This window comes from Oceanobacter sp. 3_MG-2023 (genome assembly GCF_030688925.1).
Classification (GTDB): domain Bacteria; phylum Pseudomonadota; class Gammaproteobacteria; order Pseudomonadales; family Oceanobacteraceae; genus Oceanobacter.
In genome coordinates, this window is the sequence record NZ_JAUYVX010000010.1 from 124568 (window position 1) to 145822 (window position 21255).

Annotated in this window: 13 protein-coding genes; 5 read left to right on the plus strand and 8 right to left on the minus strand. The window is 55.3% G+C overall.

The window, feature by feature from the left end; all coding sequences use genetic code 11:
• Window positions 1-43: 43 nt before the first annotated feature.
• Window positions 44-1645, plus strand: coding sequence for a DUF4124 domain-containing protein (locus tag Q8W32_RS10755; RefSeq protein WP_305414893.1), 1602 nt, complete (start codon window positions 44-46; stop codon window positions 1643-1645).
• A gap of 10 nt (window positions 1646-1655) precedes the next feature.
• Here Q8W32_RS10755 and hrpB read toward each other — a convergent pair whose 3' ends face one another.
• Window positions 1656-4283, minus strand: coding sequence for an ATP-dependent helicase HrpB (hrpB, locus tag Q8W32_RS10760; protein WP_305414895.1), 2628 nt, complete (start codon window positions 4281-4283; stop codon window positions 1656-1658).
• A gap of 61 nt (window positions 4284-4344) precedes the next feature.
• Between hrpB and Q8W32_RS10765 the strand changes: the two genes are divergently transcribed.
• The 3 genes from Q8W32_RS10765 (at window position 4345) to Q8W32_RS10775 (ending at window position 7146) form a co-directional block, all read left to right on the plus strand.
• Window positions 4345-4527 carry a tRNA (uracil-5-)-methyltransferase gene (locus tag Q8W32_RS10765; RefSeq protein ID WP_303434271.1) on the plus strand — a complete coding sequence of 61 codons (183 nt, stop codon included), beginning with the start codon at window positions 4345-4347 and terminating at the stop codon, window positions 4525-4527.
• A 42-nt stretch (window positions 4528-4569) separates the two neighbouring features.
• The gene (tusA, locus tag Q8W32_RS10770; protein WP_305414896.1) at window positions 4570-4836 is read left to right on the plus strand and encodes a sulfurtransferase TusA; all 267 of its coding nucleotides are present in this window, start codon (window positions 4570-4572) and stop codon (window positions 4834-4836) included.
• A gap of 786 nt (window positions 4837-5622) precedes the next feature.
• A complete protein-coding gene (locus Q8W32_RS10775) occupies window positions 5623-7146 on the plus strand; it encodes a DUF3360 family protein (RefSeq protein WP_305414897.1) in 1524 nt (507 codons plus the stop codon).
• Window positions 7147-7240: 94 nt separating this feature from the next.
• On the opposite strand, the gene Q8W32_RS10780 is transcribed toward Q8W32_RS10775, so the two are convergent.
• Both Q8W32_RS10780 and Q8W32_RS10785 read right to left on the minus strand, forming a co-directional pair.
• A complete protein-coding gene (locus Q8W32_RS10780; protein ID WP_305414898.1) occupies window positions 7241-8503 on the minus strand; it encodes a PQQ-dependent sugar dehydrogenase in 1263 nt (420 codons plus the stop codon).
• A 240-nt stretch (window positions 8504-8743) separates the two neighbouring features.
• Window positions 8744-11458, minus strand: a complete 2715-nt coding sequence (locus Q8W32_RS10785; protein WP_305414900.1) for a DUF349 domain-containing protein — start codon at window positions 11456-11458, stop codon at window positions 8744-8746.
• A gap of 283 nt (window positions 11459-11741) precedes the next feature.
• Here Q8W32_RS10785 and sbcB point away from each other — a divergent pair, with 283 nt between their 5' ends.
• Window positions 11742-13184 carry an exodeoxyribonuclease I gene (gene sbcB / locus Q8W32_RS10790; RefSeq protein ID WP_305414914.1) on the plus strand — a complete coding sequence of 481 codons (1443 nt, stop codon included), beginning with the start codon at window positions 11742-11744 and terminating at the stop codon, window positions 13182-13184.
• A gap of 128 nt (window positions 13185-13312) precedes the next feature.
• Here the strand turns inward: sbcB and Q8W32_RS10795 are convergent, their stop codons facing one another.
• The 5 genes from Q8W32_RS10795 to Q8W32_RS10815 form a co-directional block, all read right to left on the minus strand.
• On the minus strand, window positions 13313-16837 hold the full coding sequence (locus Q8W32_RS10795) for a glycoside hydrolase family 9 protein (RefSeq protein WP_305414901.1): 3525 nt from the start codon (window positions 16835-16837) through the stop codon (window positions 13313-13315).
• A 427-nt stretch (window positions 16838-17264) separates the two neighbouring features.
• Window positions 17265-17939: a response regulator transcription factor gene (locus tag Q8W32_RS10800; RefSeq protein WP_305414902.1), complete on the minus strand. Its 675-nt coding sequence runs from the start codon at window positions 17937-17939 to the stop codon at window positions 17265-17267.
• Window positions 17936-19396 carry a cache domain-containing protein gene (locus Q8W32_RS10805; protein ID WP_303434264.1) on the minus strand — a complete coding sequence of 487 codons (1461 nt, stop codon included), beginning with the start codon at window positions 19394-19396 and terminating at the stop codon, window positions 17936-17938. The genes Q8W32_RS10800 and Q8W32_RS10805 overlap by 4 nt, the downstream gene beginning before the upstream one ends.
• Before the next feature lie 16 nt (window positions 19397-19412).
• A complete protein-coding gene (locus Q8W32_RS10810) occupies window positions 19413-20705 on the minus strand; it encodes a TRAP transporter large permease subunit (RefSeq protein WP_303434263.1) in 1293 nt (430 codons plus the stop codon).
• Window positions 20702-21232: a TRAP transporter small permease subunit gene (locus Q8W32_RS10815; protein WP_368501400.1), complete on the minus strand. Its 531-nt coding sequence runs from the start codon at window positions 21230-21232 to the stop codon at window positions 20702-20704. Before Q8W32_RS10815 ends, Q8W32_RS10810 begins: the two co-directional genes overlap by 4 nt.
• Window positions 21233-21255 lie beyond the last annotated feature (23 nt).

Below are 21255 nucleotides of genomic sequence, written 5' to 3' on the forward strand. Positions count from 1 at the left end.
AAATTCTATTACTATCGGTAGCCTGAATAATACGGGAGCCATCATGAACCTTGTCTGGATTGCGCTGTTGTTGTCGTGCCTGATAGGGTTACAGGCTGTGGCCGAAGTCTATCAATGGGTCGACAGCGATGGCCGTCGCCACTTCTCCGATCGTGCACCGTCCGGGCGTAATACCCATAACCCGGCTGAGCAATCGCTTTCCCGGCCATCTTCCCAGGCTACGTCCATAGGGGTCTCAGCACTTGAAGGTATTTCCAGTCGTGACTACCAGCATTTACGCAAGCTGCTGCGGGCGCGTCAGTTCGGGATTCTGAATACCCGGCTGGAAAAATACCATCAGATTCTGGCGGAGGATATCAGCACGGAATCCCAAGTCCGGGCAATCTACCAGGTGTTTGATATGGGCAAGCCGGGGCTGGAACACTATTTTAACGACTGGGTACGTACCTACCCGAATCTGGAATTTCCTTATCTCGCCCGTGCTACTTACCTGACCGGATTGGGCTGGGACAGCTACGAGCAAAACCGGACACATCGCTCCGATGAACAGGCCGAGGCTATCCGGAAGTATTTTTATGCGTCGTTGACAGATATCGATGCTGCCTTGCGGGTGAACCCGCGTTCGGGTCTGGCCTATAGCCTGTTGATTGGTGCAGCGGTAGCGCTGGGAGATGACGAGCAGCATCAGCTTTACTTGCAGCGGGCAGCAGAGGAAATACCGGCATCCCTGTTGGTTGCCAGTACCGAATTGGGGTTCATGACTCCGCGTTGGGGTGGTTCCAAAGCCAGAATGCGGGCCTATGCCAACCGTGTGATCGTGCATCAGAGCAGTAACCCGGCACTGTCGGTATTACCCGGTTATGTGGAGGCACTGCTGGCGGAAGCCCAGCTTGGACGTCAGCAGTATGCTGCTGCCGAAGCCGGTTTTACTCGTGCCCTGAAATACGGACACGTCGCCAGTTTTTATCGCCATCGGGCGGAAGCCCGTATGGCCATGAAACGTTATTCTGCTGCTCTGGACGACTTTGCCCAGGCATTACGCCTGGAGTCTGCGGATGCCGACAGTTATTTGGGGCGAGCACAAATTTATGGCAGTTTGCGGCAATACCGCAATGCTGCCGCGGAGCTGGCTTATGCCACCGAAATTGATCCGGAATCGCCGGGGATACACAGGTACCGCACGCAGTTGCTGACCAGCCTGACCGGGTTGGGGATTCGTGCCCGCACACGGGGACAGTTGGAGGAGTCGCTGGACTTTCTTGGCAAGGCATTGATGCTTGATCCGGCCGATGCGGTGGCCAGCTATCAACGAGCCGTCACCTGGATGGAGATGGGCAAGATGGCCAACTCGGAAAGTGACGCCAGTGTGGCTCTGGCAGCAGACAGTGCCCGCCCCGAATGGTTTGTGCTGATGGATAACTTACTGGCCCGCCGCCAGCGCTGGCAAGATATGATCGAACTCTGGGATGATTATATCGACCGGTTCGGGGAGACGCAGGATGCCCTGCTGGCCCGGGCCAACGCTTATGTTGGCAAGCAGGAATACCAGTCAGCCATGGCCGATGCCAACCGGGCCGCGGTGCTGGGCGCGCCAGCGGCGGCTGGCATGATCAGCAAGGTAGAGTCGTTACTGGCAACACATTGACGGACAGGGTTCAGGAAGATTGGCTCTGGCGCCGGGCCAGGGCTGCTTTGGTCAGGGCTGTTGCCTCGGCGCTGAGTGGATCTTCCGGCCAGGGGTGCTTGGGGTAGCGGCCACGCATTTCCTTACGTACCTCGGCATAGCCATGACGCCAGAAGTGAGGTAAGTCCTGGGTCACTTGTAATGGTTTCCGGCCCGGCGACAACAAATGGATCTTTAACGCCATTTGGCCGTTTAACACCGCGGGTTGCTGCGGATAACCAAACATTTCCTGTAACTTGACTGCCAATACCGGCGGTGTCTCGGTGTAATCAATACGAATACGGGAGCCGCTGGCCACCCGCCAGTGTGTCGGAGCCAGCTGTTCCAGCTGCTGCTGTTGCGGCCAGTCGAGCAGGCTGGTCAGCAAGGTCACCAAATTCAGCTGCTGTAGCTGCCGTTCATGGCGGCAGTTATCCAGAAACGGTAACAACCAGTCATCCAGGCGCGCTAGTAAACCCTGGTCGGACACATCCGGCCAATCTCCCGCAGCGGAACCCTGTTTCTGGGAGTGGCTGGAGGAATGGCCGCCATGGTACTGGTGTAACAACTGCAAGCGCTGACGTAATTGCACCGCGTCGTCTGTCCAGTTGAGATTGGCCAACCGTTGCTGTACCCGGCTGTCGGAATTGACCGATGGACAAAAATAATCCCGCCAGGCCTGACGCCATTGCTCAGGGCCCAGTGTCTCTAGGGTGCGCCGCCGCCAGATCAGTTCACCGATCTTGTGTTGCTCTTCTGCCAGCAAACGGCCCTGGGATTGCCATTGCACCACGGTGTGGTGCGACAGCCAGTGAGGGTGGTCGCTCAGCAGGTCTGCCAATTCGGCCTCATCAATGGCAATGGCGAGGCGTATCCGGTGGCTGCTGGCACCGGACAGATCAAGAATCACCAGCCAGGGGCAACCGGCCAGATCCGAGTCTGGCGATAGTTCGGCACCCGTGCCGTTGGCCATCAGATAGCGTAATGCCTTGTTGTTGGCTTTGCTGGAGTGGCCGGTCGATTGATTACGACAGCGGGCGAGGCGTTCCGGGAATGCCAGTAATGCCCAGCGTGCCAGACTGGCCTGATGACTGGCGCTTGCCGTGGCGGCAGTAGTTGCGGTGGAGGTAGTCTGGCCAGACAAGCCCCGGAGCCAGCGCTGGGCCAGCGGGGCCACGCGTTGCTGCCACAAGGAAGTTGAGCGGCTGGCATGCCATAGCCGTTCAACATCATCACTGCGGCGTTGTTTGTGCGGCCATTCTTGCAGCAGGGCGATTAACTCGGCCGAGTCGCGAGCTTGTCCTTGTTGGTGGGCCGTTATCAGTGCCGATGCCCAGCGCGGTTCGATACCGAGACGGGCACACTGGTGGCCGTGTTCCGTCAGTCTCTGGCTATCGATACTGGCCAGGTACCCCAGGCGACACAACAGCGCCCGAGCCTGATTCAGCGCGGCAAGTGGCGGAGGGTCAAGCCAGAGCAAGTCATCAGCGTCGGCTCCCCATAACAACAGCTCCAGCAGCAGTGGTGCCAGATCGGCGGTTAATAGCTCGGCTTCAATATGGCGTGGCCGCCGTGAGTGGGTACTTTCTGGCCACAGCCGGTAGCAGTAACCGGCTTGCTGTCGCCCGGCACGGCCCATTCGTTGGGTGGCTGAAGCCTGGCTGATATCGCGTGTGGTGAGCTCACTGAGACCATTGGCCGGACTGAATACCATGCGCCGTTCAAGACCGCTGTCGATCACGCCGGTGACGCCATTCAGGGTCAGAGAGCTTTCGGCGATATTGGTCGCCAATAATATTTTACGTTGACCCTCTGGCACATCCGCCAGAGCCCGCTTTTGTTCCTGTTCGCTGAGCTGGCCATGAAGTGGCAGGATATGAAGGTGGTTATCTGGCAGGTCATGTCGCTTCAGCTCATCATGCAGCCGCCGGATATCCGCCACACCGGGCAAAAACACCAATAGATGGCCATGGCTGTGTTGTAAGGCTTCATGAATAACCCGGCTGGCGTGATGACTGAGGTATTCGTTGGCTGACGCAGCTGGCCGGTAGGCCAGCGTGACAGGAAACCCCTGGCCCGGGCAATGAAGCAGGGGAGCCTGCAGTTGTCGGGACAAGGCATCGGTATCCAGCGTGGCTGACATTACCAGCAACTTGAGATCCGGGCGTAACAGCTGCTGGCATTGATGCGCCAGTGCCAATGCCAGGTCACAGTTCAGGTGACGTTCGTGGAATTCATCAAAAATAACCAGACCAACGCCGGTCAGCTCGGGGTCATCCTGCAGCATTCGGGTGAGAATGCCCTCTGTTACAATCACAATACGGGTACGAGCAGATTCCTTGTTGTCGAGCCGTACCCGGTAACCGACCCGCTCACCGACAGCCTCGCCCAGTTGACGGGCCATAAAGACGGCGGCGTTACGGGCTGCCAGTCGCCGCGGTTCGAGCATGATGATCTGTTGCCCGGCCAGCCAGGGCGCATCCATCAGCGCCAGCGGCACACGAGTGGTTTTACCCGCACCGGGTTCGGCAGTCAGCAGCAGGGCGGGGTGGTCGGCCAGTTGTGCAGAGATATTGGCGAGCTGGGTATCAACAGGAAAGGCAGGACGGCAAGGATTCATTGGTATAATTACGAGTCTATAGCTAGCATTCAAGTATATACCGGTCAGGAGGTAAGCCGTTATGGCAAGTGAGACTGTGGTTGATTTTGCTGCTGCCAGTGAAAAGCACCGCCATCAACGTGATCACCGCGACAAGGAAGCCAGGGTTGAAGCGATTCGGGAGCGCTTTGAACAGGCGTTACCGACTCGTAAAACACCGGTCAAGGACTATTTACGTAAAAAGCGCGCCAAGAAAAAGCGCTGACCCCATCACATGATTTACTGATTTGATTGCCAGGAGAGACCTTTGAGTTCGTCAGACACTACCCCCCATTTACCGATTCAGCATCAACTGGACACCCGCGGCCTGTTTTGCCCGGAGCCGGTGATGATGTTGCATAACCTGATGAACGATGCTGCCCTGGGGGACTGTATCGAAGTATTGGCAACCGACCCCTCGACGCAGCGGGATTTCACCCGTTTTTGCGGGTTTCTGGAGCAGGAGATGTTGCTGCAAGAAGACCTTGACGGGGTGTACCGTTTTATTATTCGCAAGGTCTCTGATACCGCCTGATCAGCTTCTGGTTATATTAAGCGATTGGACGTACTGGACGTACATTGCCGGTGCCTGTGCCGGTGCGCCGTTCCGGGCTGGCCCCGGAATCCACGCGAATTAATCAAGCCGCTGGCGTCGGTGCCGCCAACCTCAAAATACCTGCATACGCCTCTCTTGTGACGATAGCGCCAATTAGCCACGCAATTGGCGCTGATAATCATTTTCCCTCTTGCTTATCCAGCTAATACTAACTGACAGGTGTGACAAAAAGCGTAGCCAACAACACGCTTGCAACGGCTCTGAGGCCCCTGATTTGAGGCTTGATTGATGAGTCTGGAGACTATAAGTGTTGGCTCATATGGAACTATCCCTGTTTTGAGGGGTGTTTTTATACCCCGCCAGCGGTCAGGCAGGTTGATGATTGGGGCTAATATGGCAATCCAGGCAGTAGAGCGTAATAAGTTGACTTGAATCAATATTCTGGCGTCTTGATGCGTGCTAAAGGCTTCATTTTGAGCCAAAACTGGCTCTTTTGGGTGGTTTCAAGGTTTTTGTCTCAAGGGATATGTCTTTGTGGCGGAGGAGTTCGGCGGTCTGTGAGCGCTGAAACAGCGTCATTTTGGGGCTGGGAGCAGCTGAATATTGGCGTCAATAGCCCTGTCTACAGCGAAGTCCATAATTATAAAAGCACTACATTTGCCTAATCGCAATTTCCAGATTCCTGGTCTATTCTACGCGGCACCATCCACTTGCTTTAACCAACCGTATTTTATTTTGCGTAGCAACTATGTTGCTGGAGAAATCATGACCGCGACACCGAAAGATAAAGATAATAGTCCACCAGGTGCAGGGCAGAAAACAGATACTCAAGCCGTTTCTGGTAGCTATCAAGGGCTGCACAAACCCAGCTCTGAGTTTAATAGCCGAGAAGAGTACCTTGAGCATGAGTTGCAAATCATGCAGCCCAAACGCTGGCGTCCAAACTTGCCTTTCCGGGATTATCGTTTCGAATTTGAAGATACGATTCCGGCCATGGCCGCGACCATTGGTAAAGTGGTTATGGTTGCCGCGATTGCCGCCACGTTTGCTGGCCCGTTAGGGTTGGGTGAATCGTTTATTCTAGAGAATGTTCGTTACGAGCTTCTTATTGTTTCTGTTTTTATTTTATTGTTCTCCGGCTTTATTTTACCGACCGCCAACCTGGCCGGTACCCATGGCCCCTTGATTCCGTTAATCCCTATTGTTGTGGCAGCAGGGGGGCACCCGATGGCTTTCGGGCTATTGATTGGTGCCTTTGGTCTGATCCTCGCCATCAGTAAAGGGGGGAGCCTGATGGCACGGCTGACCAGTAAGGGCGTGTGTGGTGGCCTGCTGTTGTATCTGGGTTTTATCGGCACTATCTCGCAGGTGAAAAAACTGTTTGCCTGGGCGGAAGCCATTGATATGACGCATATCGCCTTTATTGTGATTCTGGCGACTATTTTGCTGTATGCCTTGTTGGAACACTTCCAGAAACGCTGGTTGGCGGTACCGCTGAGCTGCTTCCTGGGTGGTGGTGCAGCATTTGCTCTGGGCGCACCGTTTGAATTCCATACCGCGCCTGGTCTGCCACATATGGACCCGATGTACTGGTGGGGTGAAAGTACTGGCTGGATGCTGGGTTTGCCAACCGTGGAAAGCTTTATTGTGGTCTTGCCGTTTGCCATTCTGGCGGTTGCCATGTGGTCTCCTGACTTCCTGGGGCATCAGGTCTTCCAGAAAATCAGCTACCCGCAACGTACTGAAAAAGTGCAGATGAACATTGATGACACCATGATGAGCGCATCTGCCCGACAAACCTTCGGCTCTCTGCTGGGTGGTGCCAACTTTGCTTCTTCGTGGGGTACTTATATTGTGCCTGCGGCGATTGCCAAGCGTCCGATTCCTGCTGGCGCCATTTTAACGGCCCTGTTCTGTATCATTGCTGGAATCTGGGGTTATCCGATGGACCTGGCGATCTGGCAGCCGGTGCTGTGTGTGGCCTTGATTGTGGGTGTCTTTATTCCACTGCTGGAAGCCGGTATGGAAATGACCCGTGAAGGTAAAACCACCCAGTCCGCTGCGATCGTGGTTTTTGCTTCATCACTGGTGAACCCTGCCTTTGGCTGGTCTTTGACCATGCTGCTCGATAACCTGGGCTTGATCGGTTGTAAGGAACGTAGCTCGGAATTAAGCCATATGAGCCGCTGGATCATCCCGTTGATCATGTTTGTACTGCTGACCAGTGTGATGGCAATGGTAGGTATGCTGCCTGGTATCCCGGCCTTGATGTCAGACTTCCAGCACTAATGGCATGACGACATAGTCCGTCTATGACTCAATGACGGACGAATAAAGCGGCAAGTGCATCAGGATGCCTTGCCGCTTTGCTGTTTTCAGGGGGTTATGATTCTGATATCGGCCGCAAGCGGATCAGTTTGCCGTTATCGTCGTCAGTGATCAGATACAACCAACCATCCGGCCCTTGTGTGACGTCGCGAATACGTTGGTCAAGGCCAGGAATATCCAGACGCTCTTCTGCGATTACCTGTTTGCCGTCCAGCTCCAGCCGGACCAGTTGACGAAATTTCAGCGAGCCAATAAAGACATCTCCCTGCCAGTCAGGAAAAACCTCACCGCTATAAAATGCCATGCCGGAAGGTGCGATTGAAGGCACCCAGTAGTACAGCGGCTGTTCCATCCCTTCCTTATGGGTACCTTCACCAATACTGCCGCCAACGTATTCCTTGCCGTAAGTAATAACAGGCCAGCCATAATTACGGCCTGGCATGATCAGGTTGAGTTCGTCGCCGCCTTTGGGGCCGTGTTCATGTATCCATAATTCGCCGCTGTTGGGGTTAATCGCCGCACCTTGCGGATTACGATGGCCATAACTCCATATCTCGGCCCTGACACCGGCTTGATCAACAAAAGGGTTGTCTGCTGGTGTTGTACCGTCGGCATTCAGGCGAATGATTTTACCGAGGTGGTTGTCCAGGTTCTGCGCTTCATCCCGGGGGAAATAGCGTTCCCCCAATGTAATATACAAATAACCCTGTGGATCGAAGGTCAGCCGTGAACCGAAGTGGGAGCGGGATACATACTTGGGTGCTTGCCGGAACAGCACTGTCTGCTGCGCCAGGTGATAACGATGATGGCCATCATCAACCAGGGTGGCGCGCATCACCGCGGTCGAGTTGGTCATCAGGTTGCCCGGCTCGGCGTAGCTGAAATAGACCTGGCCATCGTGCCAGGCAACATCGAGTAATCCGCCCTGTCCCCCGGTCGATACTTCCGGGACACCGGCAATGGCCGGGCTGAGCAAATACTGTGGCTGGCCATCCTGAATCGTATGGCGGGCGATACGTAGCTGGCCCGAACGTTCACTGATCAGGAGCGTATTGGCATCGATAAAATCCATTGCCCAAGGGTGGTTCAGGCCTGAGATTATTACCTCGGGGATAAAACTTCCTTGCTGGGAATGGATAACCGCCAATGGCGAGGGGGTGAAGGATTGTGGGGCCGGGAGTGGGTCTGCAGCGAGTGCTGCGTTGGCGCAACCGCTGATCAGTAGCAGTCGCAGGGTTGCTGTCAGCAGACCGGGAAAAATGCCGGATTGGCCAGGGATTAGAGTCGTTGTGCTGCGGCGTATTGGGGAAGCGGCCATGCAGTACTCTCCGGGTGGTGTATTGGAGTGGTGCTGTGATTATGTTTCCAGCAGAACAGCCTGAACAGTAGCGGATGGCGCTGAACAAAGTAAGGGGACAAAGCGGTTGGTGGCAATCGTGGCAGGGCAGCCGAGGGAGAGGGGATAACTATCAAGGCCAACGCCTCATCGTACACCAGCGCGAGTGGCGCTCAAGCCACTGACTCTGAAGTACGGTGAAGGTTGCCGGGAGCCAGCCAACTAGCCGATACTGGCTTTCAGTGCCTGGATAAAGCGCTGTTGCTGAGCCGTGCCAGCGGGTGTTGCAAGCCATTCCAGCACCAGGGCGAGGCGTTCGTCACTGTGGCCGATACTTTGGCCCATGGCTTGCGCCAGTCGCTGTACCTGCAGTTGCATCCGGCGGCCTTGATCCGCTGCCGGAGACTCCAGTCCGCTGATAACTTCCATACGAATACACAGGTCTCGGGCGGCGTCGGTATCGATCGCAACCGGGGTATCCTGATCCTGCTGCCAACGTTGCTCAAACGCGGCGAGCGGGTAGCCATCCGGCAGTTGATCGGCATCGTGCCAGAGGCTTTCATTGTGATCTGCCAGTGCTTGCAAGCGATCCAGCAAACCTTGCCAGCGTTGACGTTCTTCGGCCTGTGATTGCGCCACCTGACGGTCGTCCAGTTGCGCCGCGATGTCAGCCAGCTGTTTGCGCAGGCGCTGGTGGGCAGAGCGTGGCAGTTCGATCGCCGCAAACTGTTGCTCGTACTGCTGGAATTGCTCAAGCACGTCAGCAGCCGACAGGGTGCTGGCTGGCAAGGCGGCAGCCTGATTGACCAGCTCTTCTGCTTCAATGACCCTGTTGTTCAGCTCCGCCTTGCGTTCGTTACGTTGCTCGTCCAGACGGGCAAATACGGCATCACACTGGCTGCGGAATTGACGCCAGTACTTCTGGTCTGGTGCGCGTGGTGTGATGCCAATTTCTTTCCACCGCTGTTGCAGTTCCTTGACGCGCTCTACCACGTCGGTCAGATCTTCTTCTTCGGCCAGGTCGGCAGCGGCTTCAACCAGGGCGGCCTTGGCTGCCAGGTTGCGGTCGTATTCTGCCTTGAGGTGGCTGTAAATGGCGTCGCAAGCGGCGCGGAAATGTTCCTGGGTGTGCTTGTGTGCAGCTCGATCCACCGGCGAGTAGCCGCGGAACACTTCCCGAGCGGTCTCGAGGGTTTTTTGCACGACTTTCCAGTCGGCTTGGTCCCAGTCGAGATTGGCTTCGTAATGGCGCAGTTCCTCGATTAGCTGGTTGCGTCGTTCAACGTTGACTTCCCGTTGACGAGCGACGTCGGCAAACCAGGCGCGGCAAGGTTCAAAGGCTTTGTCGCCAGCTGCCTGAAAACGATCCCACAAGGCCTTGTCGGGCTGGGAAGAGTTGAGTGTTTTCCACTCGTCCTGCAGCACCTGGATCTTGTCGGCGAGGACATCAGGGCTGATATCGGCATCGATCAGGGCTTCCATCGACTCACACAGGGCTTCTTTTTTGGGGGTTGTGACAAACCCTTGCCAGTCGCGCATTTCGTTGAGTCTGGCAGCCAGGCTCTTGATGCGGTTCTGAAAGTTATAGGCGGCTTTGCCATCTACCTGGCGCAGGCTCTGATGCACCTGGCCGTAGAGCTTGCCAGCGTCTTTCAGGTGGCCGTTGTCGATGTGTTGTTCCAGTTTGTCGAGCTGGCGCTGCAGGGTATCCATACGCGCGGTTTGCTGGTTTTCCAGTTCCGTCAGACGGATTTCAGCGATCTGGCGTTTGCCTGAGAGAGCCGCCAGCCATTCGGGTGCTTCCAGCTGTGATGGCCACTTCAATTGGGCTTGCCATTTTTTACCGCTCTGGATCACCTGTTGCAGGCCGCGCATGTCGGCAGGCAAGTCTTTTTCCAGCCACTGGGACAACTCTTGCTGTTTGGCGCTGACCTGCTCCAGAGTGGCTTGCAGGGCTAACGCCTGTTGCATGGTGTTCTCGAATGAACGCAAGGCGTCGGCGTCGGCCTTGTGATCGGTCTGTGTGGCGCGCCAGCGTTCATCAATGGCTTGCAGTTGCTGTTTCAGCGCTTCCGGATCGGTACTTGAAGGAGCGGCTGCCAGGGCGTCGTTCAGCTCTGAGACCAGTTGTTGCTGGGCTGCCTGGGCTTCGGCCTGACGCTGCTGCTCTTCGGCCTGACGCTGTTCCTCTGCGGCGTGTTGTTCCAGAATCCGGCTCGCGTCAAGCAATGCGGATTCGAGCGTGTGTCGCTGCTCATCGGTCAGGCTGTCGTTAAGTTCTTGCTGCTGGCGCTGTATGACTTGCAAGCGACCGTTAAAGTCGGGGCCATAACCTACCCGGTTCAGGTAAGCGGCCTGTTCCAGCAAATAAGTGATTTGCTGCTTGCGGGCGGCAATGGCTTCCTGGTTGGCTTTGGCAGCGGCCAGGCGTTCCTTGCACAGGCGATAGACGGCTTTATCTTTCGCTTGGGCAAATTCCAGCAGTTGCTGTAACAGGGCGTGTTGATCGATGCCTTCGGCAGCGGCCAGACGTACTTTGGCGACCGGGTGTTCGCGAGCAATTACCAGGCGTTCGTTCTGGTCAGAGATCCGGGCAATGGCATCGAGACGTAATTGCTGGTCTTTGGTCAGCCCGGCAATACGTACCAGTGTGGCGCTGTGGGTGATGCTGTTGAGGTCTGCCGATGATGGCAGCAGCAGGTTCAGCCAGTGTTCCCGGGTGGTATCCCGAACATCCGGCAGGTTGTGCCCCAGCAGGCTTTCCAGCAGGGCCTCGTCACGAATGCGTACCACCGCGGCCTTGCGCAATGCCTCGTCAGGCTCTGTGTCGATAAAGCTGATGAGTTGCTCGGCAGCCATTTCGGCCAACGCCTGGCGTCGAACATCCGGGTTGGAATGTTGCCATTTTGGTTTCAGAAACTTCTTGAATAAAGACATCGAGCTGATCCGTCCAACCTGTCACAAAGGAAAAAAGCGTGGCCATTGTACAGTGCGCGGCATTTTAAGGAAGTCTGGCACGACTTAATCGCACCGGAGGATTGTCCTGCACTGTATTGTGACTCGTGGTGTGGACGTGATTGTTACACAGAAGCCGGGAGAAGTGGTGCCGCTATCGCAACCAGAGCCGGGTGCATTGCGTCAGGGTAAGCATGTTATCATCGGCGTTTATTTGGCCAGCCAGTATGACCCGGATCTGGGGTGGCAAGAGCAGGAGAATCATGTGAGTAGCATTGTCTGGTATGACTACGAAACCTTTGGTGCCAGTCCGGCGTGGGATCGTCCGGCGCAGTTTGCTGCGATTCGTACCGACGAAGACCTGAACGAGATTGAGCCTCCGGTCGAGATTTTTTGCAAACAGAGTGATGACTATTTACCGCACCCGCAAGCGGTGCTGATCACTGGTATTACCCCCCAGGACTGCCAGCAGAAAGGTCTGCCAGAAGTTGAGTTTATTGATCAGATCAACAGGGTTTTTTCGGTACCGGGTACTTGCAGTGCGGGTTATAACAGCATTCGATTTGATGACGAGTTCACTCGTTACACGTTATATCGCAACTTTTTTGATCCCTACGCCCGTGAGTGGCAAGGGGGGAATTCCCGTTGGGATTTGCTGGATGTTGTTCGCTGTGCCTATGCCTTGCGGCCGGAAGGAATCGAATGGCCACAACACGAAGATGGCCGGATCAGTTTCAAACTGGAGCACCTGACAGCCGCCAATGGCCTCGATCACGGCAAGGCCCACGATGCGGTATCGGATGTGCGGGCAACCATTGCACTGGCACGATTGATTCGAGATAAACAACCAAAATTATACCGTTATCTTTTTGGCTTGCGTCGTAAACAAGCGGTTGCAGATCTGATTGATGTGGTGCAACACAAGCCTCTGGTACATATTTCGGGCATGTTTCCGGTTGAACAGGGCTGTATGGCGGTTGTAGTGCCCTTGTGTATGCATCCTAAAAACAAAAACAGTGTGGTTGTTTTTGATCTGCATCAAGACCCAACTCCTTTGTTTGAACTGACCGCTGAAGAGATACAGCAGCGAGTGTTCAGTAAAGCGGCAGATTTGCCAGAGGGGGTCGAACGGTTGCCATTAAAAGAGATACATCTGAACAAGTCTCCGGTGGTTGCTCCGGCCAAAACCCTTACGCCTGATCAGGCTGAACGCTGGAACCTGAGTGGTGATACCTTGCGTAAGCATCTGGGTATGATCAAGCAGGGTGTCGACCTTACCAGCAAGCTGCAGCAGGTGTTTGACAGTCGTTCGTTTGCGGCCGCCAGCGATGTGGATGCACAGCTGTACGATGGCTTTTTCTCGCCAGCGGATCGTAATCTGATGAACCAGCTGCATGACGCCTCGCCGTGGGATTTATCCGGCTTCCAGAAGCGCTTCAAAGATCGCCGCGGTGATGAGATGTTATTCCGTTATCGCGCCAGAAACTTTCCGGATACGCTGGAGGGGGATGATCGGCAACGCTGGGAAACAGTACGTCGTGAACGGCTGTTTCATACCAACCCAGCCTGTCAGGCGCTGAACTTCGAGCAATTTGCCCAGGAATTAAAACGGGCTGCGGAACAGGTGATTGAAGATCCCCGCAAGCAGCAGTGGATGCAGGATTTGCAGCTTTACGCCGAATCAATTTATCCGCTGGATTACGACTGATTCGGCATGGTTGATGAAAAACCCGGCGTCAGATTCCAGATGCAGGTTGGACACTGGGAAAACTGAATAAAAAAAGCCCTCGAAGAGTTACCTCTCCGAGGGCTTTTTATTCAGCAGGTCGGGCCGGATTATTGGCAGATAGCGCCAGTAATGACGGCACTGGGGGTTGAACTGCCTGCTTTGTCACCCTGGAATCCAAAGGAAACCGTCGCTCCTGGAGCAATGCTGCTGTTCCAGGAAAGAGGCGTTGCGGTGATTGGGCCACTGCCGCTGTAGTTGGCATTCCAGCCGTTGGTCATGGTGCTGCCATCCGTGAACGTCCAGCTGACCTCCCAGCCGTTGATGGTGCTGTCGCTGGTATTGGTCAGGTCGATACGGCCGGTGTAACCGCTGTTCCATTCGCTTTCAATGGTGAAACTGCAGGCGGCCAGACCAGTGCCGGTATCTGTTCCAGTGTCCGTTCCTGTATCCGTTCCTGTATCCGTGCCAGTGTCTGTTCCTGTATCCGTGCCAGTGTCTGTTCCAGTGTCCGTTCCAGTGTCCGTTCCAGTGTCCGTTCCTGTATCCGTGCCCGCCGCCGCATCGCTGCAACCGTTAGAGCTGAAGTTGCCGTCATGTTCCAGCTGGAAACCAAAGCTGTAGGTCGCAGCCGCTGCCAGGTTGCTGCCGCTGGCAATGATGTTATTACCACTGAGGGTAACGCTGGCTCCCCAGCTATTGGTGATGCCAGTGACACCACTGACCGGTAGGATCACGCTCCAGTCAGCCTCGCTGTCGCCCAGGTTGGTGACAACAATATTGTTAAGGACTGCGCCGGTATTCCACTGGTCGATGCTACCAATGCTGCAGTCAACACTGCCAGGTTGGGCTTCGGCGACCGTTACTGTTTGTGTTGACGTATCACTGTCTTCCCCATCACTGACGGTCAGGGTGATATCGTAACTGCCGGCGCTGTTGTACTCATGGCTGGCCGTCAGTCCGGTTGCAGTATTGCCATCACCCAGATCCCATTGGTAGGTCAGGGTGTCATCATCGTCATCGGTCGATGCACTGGCATCCAGGCTGATGCTCAGAAAACTATCGCTGACACTGAACGCAGCAACCGGCACGTTATTGGGTGGTGCAACGACGGCATTGAGTGTCAGTGTGGTGCTGGCTCCGGTCGCCGCGCCGCTGATATCGAGGCCAGTCAGGGTCACACTAAAGCTGCCGGTGCTCGATGGCGCGGTCAGGGTGACCGAACCGCTGCTGTTGGCACTGGCCACCGGGTTGCCGTTGAGTGTGATCTCGACAGAATTGACATTGGACATGTCGAAGGTCAGCACAAAATCACTGCCTTGAACAATGTCGCTGCCATTACTCGGCGTGCTGATGCTGACGGCAGGCACAATGGGTTCTGCCACTGTCAGGCTGACGCTGGCCGGGTCGGAGCTGGCACCCTGATCATCAATCACAACATAGGTAAAGCTGTCGCTGCCAAAATAGCCGCTGGCGGGGGTGTAACTGGCGATGCCGGAAGTGATGGTGACGCTGCCGTGGGCTGGTGCGGTATCCACTTGATAGTCACTGATGGTGCCATCTTCGTCACTGCCACTGAGGCTGATGGTAACGGCCGTTTCATACGGCGTGGTGGCACTGGTGGCCTCGGCCGTCGGGGTGCAGTTGATGCCGGTATCAACACCGCAAGCCGGTGTGGGTTCCGTCCCCCAGACCAATTCGCCATCGTCATACAGGGCGATTTGAGGGGCATTGGCCAGCGTGCTGCTGTAATCGTCCCAGGATGGGTCAGCGCTGTTGTCCCAGTCGCTGTTGTCGGTATCGGTGGGCAGTGATAGACGGAATTGTACTTCTTTCTGTTCGTCAGACTGGCCACCTGGAAAAATATCAATCCCGGCAAACGAAATGTCGACGTAGTAAATATTGTCTGCCGGGTCGCCCCAGGCGGTCAGCGGACTGATGCTGCTGGCCTGACTGTAAGCGGCGGATACGGTGATATCGCTGGCGCTGTATCCTGCGGCTATCTCGTGATTAAGATCAACCCAGTAACGCATGGTGAGGTTATTGCTGATCCGGGCTGGCCAGGCGGAGCGGTTGTGGACTGTGGTTGCCAGCTCAATAAAACGTGGGCCGCTGGCGTTGACCTTGGCTTCAACAAAAAACTCGGTATCACGAGTTTCTGCGGCAGGAAATTCGCTATCAGGAATAGGGTCGCCGCCAAAATCCAGATAAAGCCGTGCCAGTGCCGAGGTAAAACCGGCGTTATAGTCGGTAGCGACTTCGTTGGAAATGTAATCGCTGCGGTCATCGCTATAACCGTCACCGCTGGCAGGGCCACCCACCAACGCGCCGATCAACAGGTGGCGACTTTGGCTTGGGCTGCTGATGTCATCTGCCCAGCTGCCATGAGCCGTACGATGGTGCGGGTTGAGTGGGCCGGTGGAGCTCAGGCCAATCTGGTAGGGGTGGCCCATCGGGTTGTCACCGAGCAGGTATTCCAGCTGGCTGGTGGCGAAGTTGTAGTAGCTGCTGATACGGCTGTTGGATGGCTCAATGCTGCGGAGGTAGTCGGAATACACCAGTGCCACCCAGGCGGTGTTGGCGGCGTAACGAGTCGCGCCCCATTGATCCAGTTGCGCCAGGCCACCGGAGGTATAGGGAACCTGCTCGCCGTTGTAGCCAGTGCTCCAGTAATCAAGCCAGCGTTCGGCATCGGCCCGGTATTGGCTGTCGCCAGTCAGCTGCGCCAGTAAAACGTAGGAGCCGTAGGATTTGTCATCCCAGGCTTGCGTCCACTTGTAGGCTTTATTGCTGCTTTGGCCTTCGGTACCGAGTTGGTTGTAGTCGCTTTGGGCGTTGTTCAGATAGGTGCTGTCGCCGGTCGCCTTGTAGAGCCAGGCGGCAGACCAGACCAGTTCATCCTGATAGCCACTCCAGGAGTTGTAGAAGGATTGGGCATCGGTAATGCAGTCGGAATATTTGCCCTGGAATTGCCGGGCAAAAGTATACAGTTGTTCGGCATGGGTCAGCAGGGTGGTGGAGTAGGCCGGGTCATCGCTGGCAAACACCATGGCGATTGCAGCCAATGCCGCCGCGGTTTCACCGGCGAGGTCGGAACCGGGGCAGGATTCGGTAATGGCATATGAGGGCCGGGTCGCGGCAGCACCAGAGGTGGCGTGCATGACTTCTGCCGGTCCCCACCAGGCATGATCGCTGGAACCGGTTCCAACCTGACCATACAGGACGTTAGGGGACGGATGGGCATTCACAAAATAATCGGCAACAAATCGCAGGTTGTTCTTGATGTGGACCATTTGGCCCGATTGGGTATAAGCCGATGGGTTTTCAATCACACCCCAGGCCAGCATGGTGGCCGAGGCGGCCATGGGCAGGCCAAATTTGACATGATCACCGGCGTCAAACCAGCCACCGGTCAGGTTAACGCTGTTGTCGGCACCGTCGTTGGGGGTTGAGTCACCACGCCATTCGACCCGGTTCCAGGCGGGCAGCTCACCTGCTTGTTGTGCTTCGTAGAAATAAATGGATTTTTGCAGGGCTTCGCCGTAGTTGGGGGTGGCGTAAGCGTGTGTTCCGAGTGACGCGATGGCGAGCGATAACAGTGTTTTCCTCAACCCTGAAAGCGTTGTATGAGTCATGGGCCATATCTCCTGTGGACCGTTTGGCTGATGGGGCCAAATATAGGTGGCCAGCATAGTCGGCAGCCAAGATGCTGGATGTGCGACAAGTCACGAACCTGATTGTTGGGCAATTTGTTTGCCATAGAGGCCAAGACCTGGCGATACCGTCTGGTTGTGTCGAGTGCAGCGCTGCTGTTTATGCCACCTTGAGTCTTGATAAAAAAACAGACACTAAAGACTCTATGAGAATAGTAAGGTATCGGGGGAAGACAAGGTATCGGGGTTCGAGTTCGTTTTGTGGGTTGCCTGGCAGCGAATGACACCGGCAAATGGGGAATGGATAGATAACGTTGGTCAAAGCCGGTGGGCGCCGGCGTTATTGGCACCCGCTGGATGTTTGTAGCGGATGAATGGCGGTGCCCAGGACTGAGGACTGGAACAGGAATTAAACCGGTTTGCCAATACCGTTATCGAGAGCGTAACGGATCAGTCCGGCAGAATTGTTAATGCCCAGCTTTTGCTTGATCTTGAGGCGATGGGCTTCGACCGTGCGCACGGAAATATTCAGCTGACCGGCAATTTCCTTGTTGCCCATCCCCTCCGTCAGTAGTGATAACACGTCGGTTTCCCGTGGGCTGAGTGCCTGATGACCCTGGCTGCTGGTGTTTCGTGCCGGGGCGGTACCAAATTCGCTGAACAGGGTTTTGGCCACGCTGGAGCTGAAGTAGGTGCCTCCCTGAAAGACGGTTTGGACTGCCAGTAGCAGTTCTTCTGTGGGGACGTCTTTCAAGACGTAACCGGCGGCACCGGCTTGCACAGCCTTGAGGATATATTCCCGGTTGTCGTGCATGGTGACAATCAATAAGCGAATTTCCGGAAAGCGTTGCCGAAATGACTCACAGGCTTCCAGCCCTCCCATAACGGGCATGGAGATATCCAGCAAAACCACGTCGGGCCCTAACAGGGCAGCTTGCTCCAGCGCTTGCTGGCCGTTGCTGACATCGGCAAGGACTTCAATCAGATGCTCGCTTTCCAGACTGACCTTCAGGCCTTCGCGCACCATGGGGTGATCGTCCGCGATCAATAGGCGAATGGGCGGGCGGGCGCGTGTGGTGTTCATTTCGATTCCTTACTGAGTTCGGGGTCCCTTGCCAAGCCTGGCTCCGGATTAAGCAAAAACGCTGCTTTTATGAGTGTACCTTTGCTGCGTCGACTACGGACACTAAACTTTCCTCCTAATAGCTCGACCCGTTCGCGCATATTCATCAAGCCAACGCCACTGCTGTCTTCATCACTGGCAAAGCCACATCCGTTGTCGCCCATGGTCAGCACCAGCTGTTGGGCGCTGGCGGTCAGGCTCAAGCTGACCTGGGTGGCCTGGGCGTGTTTGTGAATATTGGTCAGAGCTTCCTGCACGAGCCGGTAAACGGTCATTTCGATGGCGTCTGGCAGGCGTTCCCGTGGTAGCCGGATGCGGCGACGGGTGGTGATGTCCGATTGTTCTTCCAGTTCATCCAACAGGCCGTGCAAGGCCGCTTCCAGACCGAGATCATCAAGTAAAACCGGCAGCAGGTTGTGGGAGATGCGGCGCACTTCCTGGATGGCGATGTCCAGTTGTTCGACCGCCTTGGTCTGGTGCTCGAGTGCCTGGCGCTCAGGCCATTGCTTGTTGGCCAGATTCAGCCGCAACTTGGCCGAGACCAGCAGCTGGTTGATGCCATCGTGTAATTCGCGGGCAAAATGACGACGCTGAATAACCTGAAAGGAGACAAAGCGGTTGGCGAGTTGTTGTAAATGTTGGTCGGCCAGTTGGGTTGTATGCATGTTGACCAGTGTGACGATAAGCACCACGGTTGTCAGTGTCACAATCAGCAAAATGGTTGATGCCCAGAAACTTTTGCGCACATTATTGGCGACCTTTTGCTCCATCAAGGCGATTTCCTTGGCGATGTCGTCGACGTACAAGCCGGTACCCATCATCCAGCCCAGTGCCGGAATCTGTATGACGTAACCGAGTTTGTTGACGTCGTTACCGTCGGTGGGTTTACGCCAGAGGTATTGGTAGAACCCACCACCGGATTCGGCAATATCAAGCAGGTCCCGAATAACAAATTGACCGTTTTCATCCTGCAGGTCGATCAGGTCCTGTCCTTCCAGATGGGGTTGGGTGGGGTGGACAATATTGGTTCCAGCTTGGGTGTAAACAAAGAAATAGCCGTCACTGCCATAGCGCATGCCACGTAGTTGATGCTTGATCCGGTATTCGGCGCTGGAGCGTTCCATACCGTTCTCGAGTTGTTCGAGTGTGGGGGATATCGAGTTCATGGCCAGTAGAGTGTAATTCTTGAGTGCCTCACGGCGGCCGGCCATCAGGTTTTCTTCAAAAACAGCGACTTGCTGGTAAGCCAGTTCCTTGGCTTGGCGTTGATACAGCCAGCTGATCGTTAATGACAGGGCGATCAAGGGCAAGACCGTCAGTAACAGGATTTTTGCTTTGAGTGACAGGTTCACCGTAATGTCGATTCTTGTTGTTGTGAAGTGATAACGACAGCCCATGCTGGCGCATGGGCTGTCCAATGTTATCCGGGAACGGCTAGTCGATCAGACCGTAAAACTCCGGAAACATCATGATAGACACTACCAGGCCTACCTGCATCACAATAAAAGGCAAAACCCCTTTATAGATGTCTGTTGTTTGCACCTGTGGAGGCGCGACCCCTTTGAGATAAAAGAGCGCGAACCCGAACGGCGGTGTCAGGAAGCTGGTTTGCAGGTTCATGGCAATCAGAATGGCAAACCACAGTGGAGCGATCCCCAGGGCATCTGCAACCGGCGCCAGAATCGGCACAATGATGAAACTGATTTCAACAAAGTCGATAAAGAAGCCAAGAATCAGAATAGCGATCATCGACAGGATCAGGAACCCGAGTTGTCCACCAGGCAGGCTGGTCAGGATTTCTTCAACAATGTAGTCACCACCGGTGTAGGTGAAGGCCATGCTGAACGCTGTTGCACCCAGCAGAATCGCGAAAACCATTGCCGTGATCTTGACGGTTTCCTGCGCCGACTGGTACAGCATTTTCCAGCTGAACTGGCCGTAAACAGTGGCCAGGAAGATGGCACCAATGCCACCCAATGCAGACGATTCTGTCGGGGTTGCGATACCGGCAAAGATTGATCCCAGTACCACCAGAATCAGCGCCAATGGCGGAATAATGGCAATAATCGCCTGGGTATACATCTGGGCCTGGGTGGTGCCATCGTCTTCGACAGGCAACGCAGGCGCGGCTTCTGGCTTGAGGAAGGAATAAACCAGAATATAGAGAATATAAATGCCAATCAGCATGAAGCCGGGCATGACTGCTGCCTGGAATAGATCACCGACAGGAATCCCCATCACGTCACCGAGAATGATCAGGATGATGGACGGCGGGATGATTTGTCCCAATGTACCTGACGCACAAATGGTGCCGCAGGCGAGGGATTTATCGTAGTTGTATTTCAGCATGACAGGCAGAGAGATCAGGCCCATGGCGACAACGGAGGCACCGACCACACCGGTTGAGGCTGCCAACAGCGCCCCTACCAGAACCGTCGAAATCGCCAGGCCACCACGGACGCGTCCAAACAGCTTGCCCATGGCTTCGAGCAATTGCTCCGCCAACTTGGTGCGCTGCAGCACGATGCCCATAAAAATAAACAGCGGAACCGCCATCAGCGTGACGTTTTCCATAATGCTTTGAATGCGGAAGGGCATGAAGGCAAACATGTCCGGGCCTTCGGCAATCACACCAAAAATCAGTGCTACGCCACCAAAGGTAAAAGCCACAGGGAAGCCAAACATCAGCATCAGCAGGGCCACAACAAACATTACAATACCAATCACAGTGCAGCCTCCTTGTGGTGCTCGTGTTTGACGCCGCGCAACTCATTGATTGAGGTGAGTATCATGCCAACACCTGAAATGGCGGTGGCAAAAAAGGCCACGGGAATAACGGATTTGATGATCCAGCGAGCAGGTAAACCACCGGGGTCTCCTGAGGTTTCACCCAGTTCCCACGCTTCGTGGGCAAAGCCGATGCCGTAGTAACCGACCAACAGGCAGAACGGCAGTAATAACAATAAGCCGCCAGCAATATCGATACAGTTTTTCTTTGGCATGGACAGGCGTTCATACACCAGGTCAACACGGACATGGCCTTCGGCTCTCAGAGTGTAGGGAACGGCCAGCATGAACATGGCTGCAAACAAGTGCCATTCCATCTCCTGAGAACCGATATAAACAACGTTTAGCGCGTAGCGCAGGACAACGTCGATAAAGACGTTCACCAACATGATCAGAAACAGTACGGCGGATATCGTACCGAGCAGATCGGAAAAGCGATTAATCGCTCGCTCAAGCCGAACCAACATAATTTTCTCCCTTGGGGTACTGG

Excerpts from the sequence above, each read along its gene's own strand:
- Q8W32_RS10755 (WP_305414893.1), top strand. The coding sequence starts at position 44 with ATGAACCTTGTCTGGATTGCGCTGTTGTTGTCGTGCCTGATAGGGTTA.
- hrpB (WP_305414895.1), bottom strand. The coding sequence starts at position 4,283 with ATGAATCCTTGCCGTCCTGCCTTTCCTGTTGATACCCAGCTCGCCAAT.
- Q8W32_RS10765 (WP_303434271.1), top strand. The coding sequence starts at position 4,345 with ATGGCAAGTGAGACTGTGGTTGATTTTGCTGCTGCCAGTGAAAAGCAC.
- Q8W32_RS10775 (WP_305414897.1), top strand. The coding sequence starts at position 5,623 with ATGACCGCGACACCGAAAGATAAAGATAATAGTCCACCAGGTGCAGGG.
- Q8W32_RS10780 (WP_305414898.1), bottom strand. The coding sequence starts at position 8,503 with ATGGCCGCTTCCCCAATACGCCGCAGCACAACGACTCTAATCCCTGGC.
- Q8W32_RS10785 (WP_305414900.1), bottom strand. The coding sequence starts at position 11,458 with ATGTCTTTATTCAAGAAGTTTCTGAAACCAAAATGGCAACATTCCAAC.
- Q8W32_RS10795 (WP_305414901.1), bottom strand. The coding sequence starts at position 16,837 with ATGACTCATACAACGCTTTCAGGGTTGAGGAAAACACTGTTATCGCTC.
- Q8W32_RS10800 (WP_305414902.1), bottom strand. The coding sequence starts at position 17,939 with ATGAACACCACACGCGCCCGCCCGCCCATTCGCCTATTGATCGCGGAC.
- Q8W32_RS10815 (WP_368501400.1), bottom strand. The coding sequence starts at position 21,232 with ATGTTGGTTCGGCTTGAGCGAGCGATTAATCGCTTTTCCGATCTGCTC.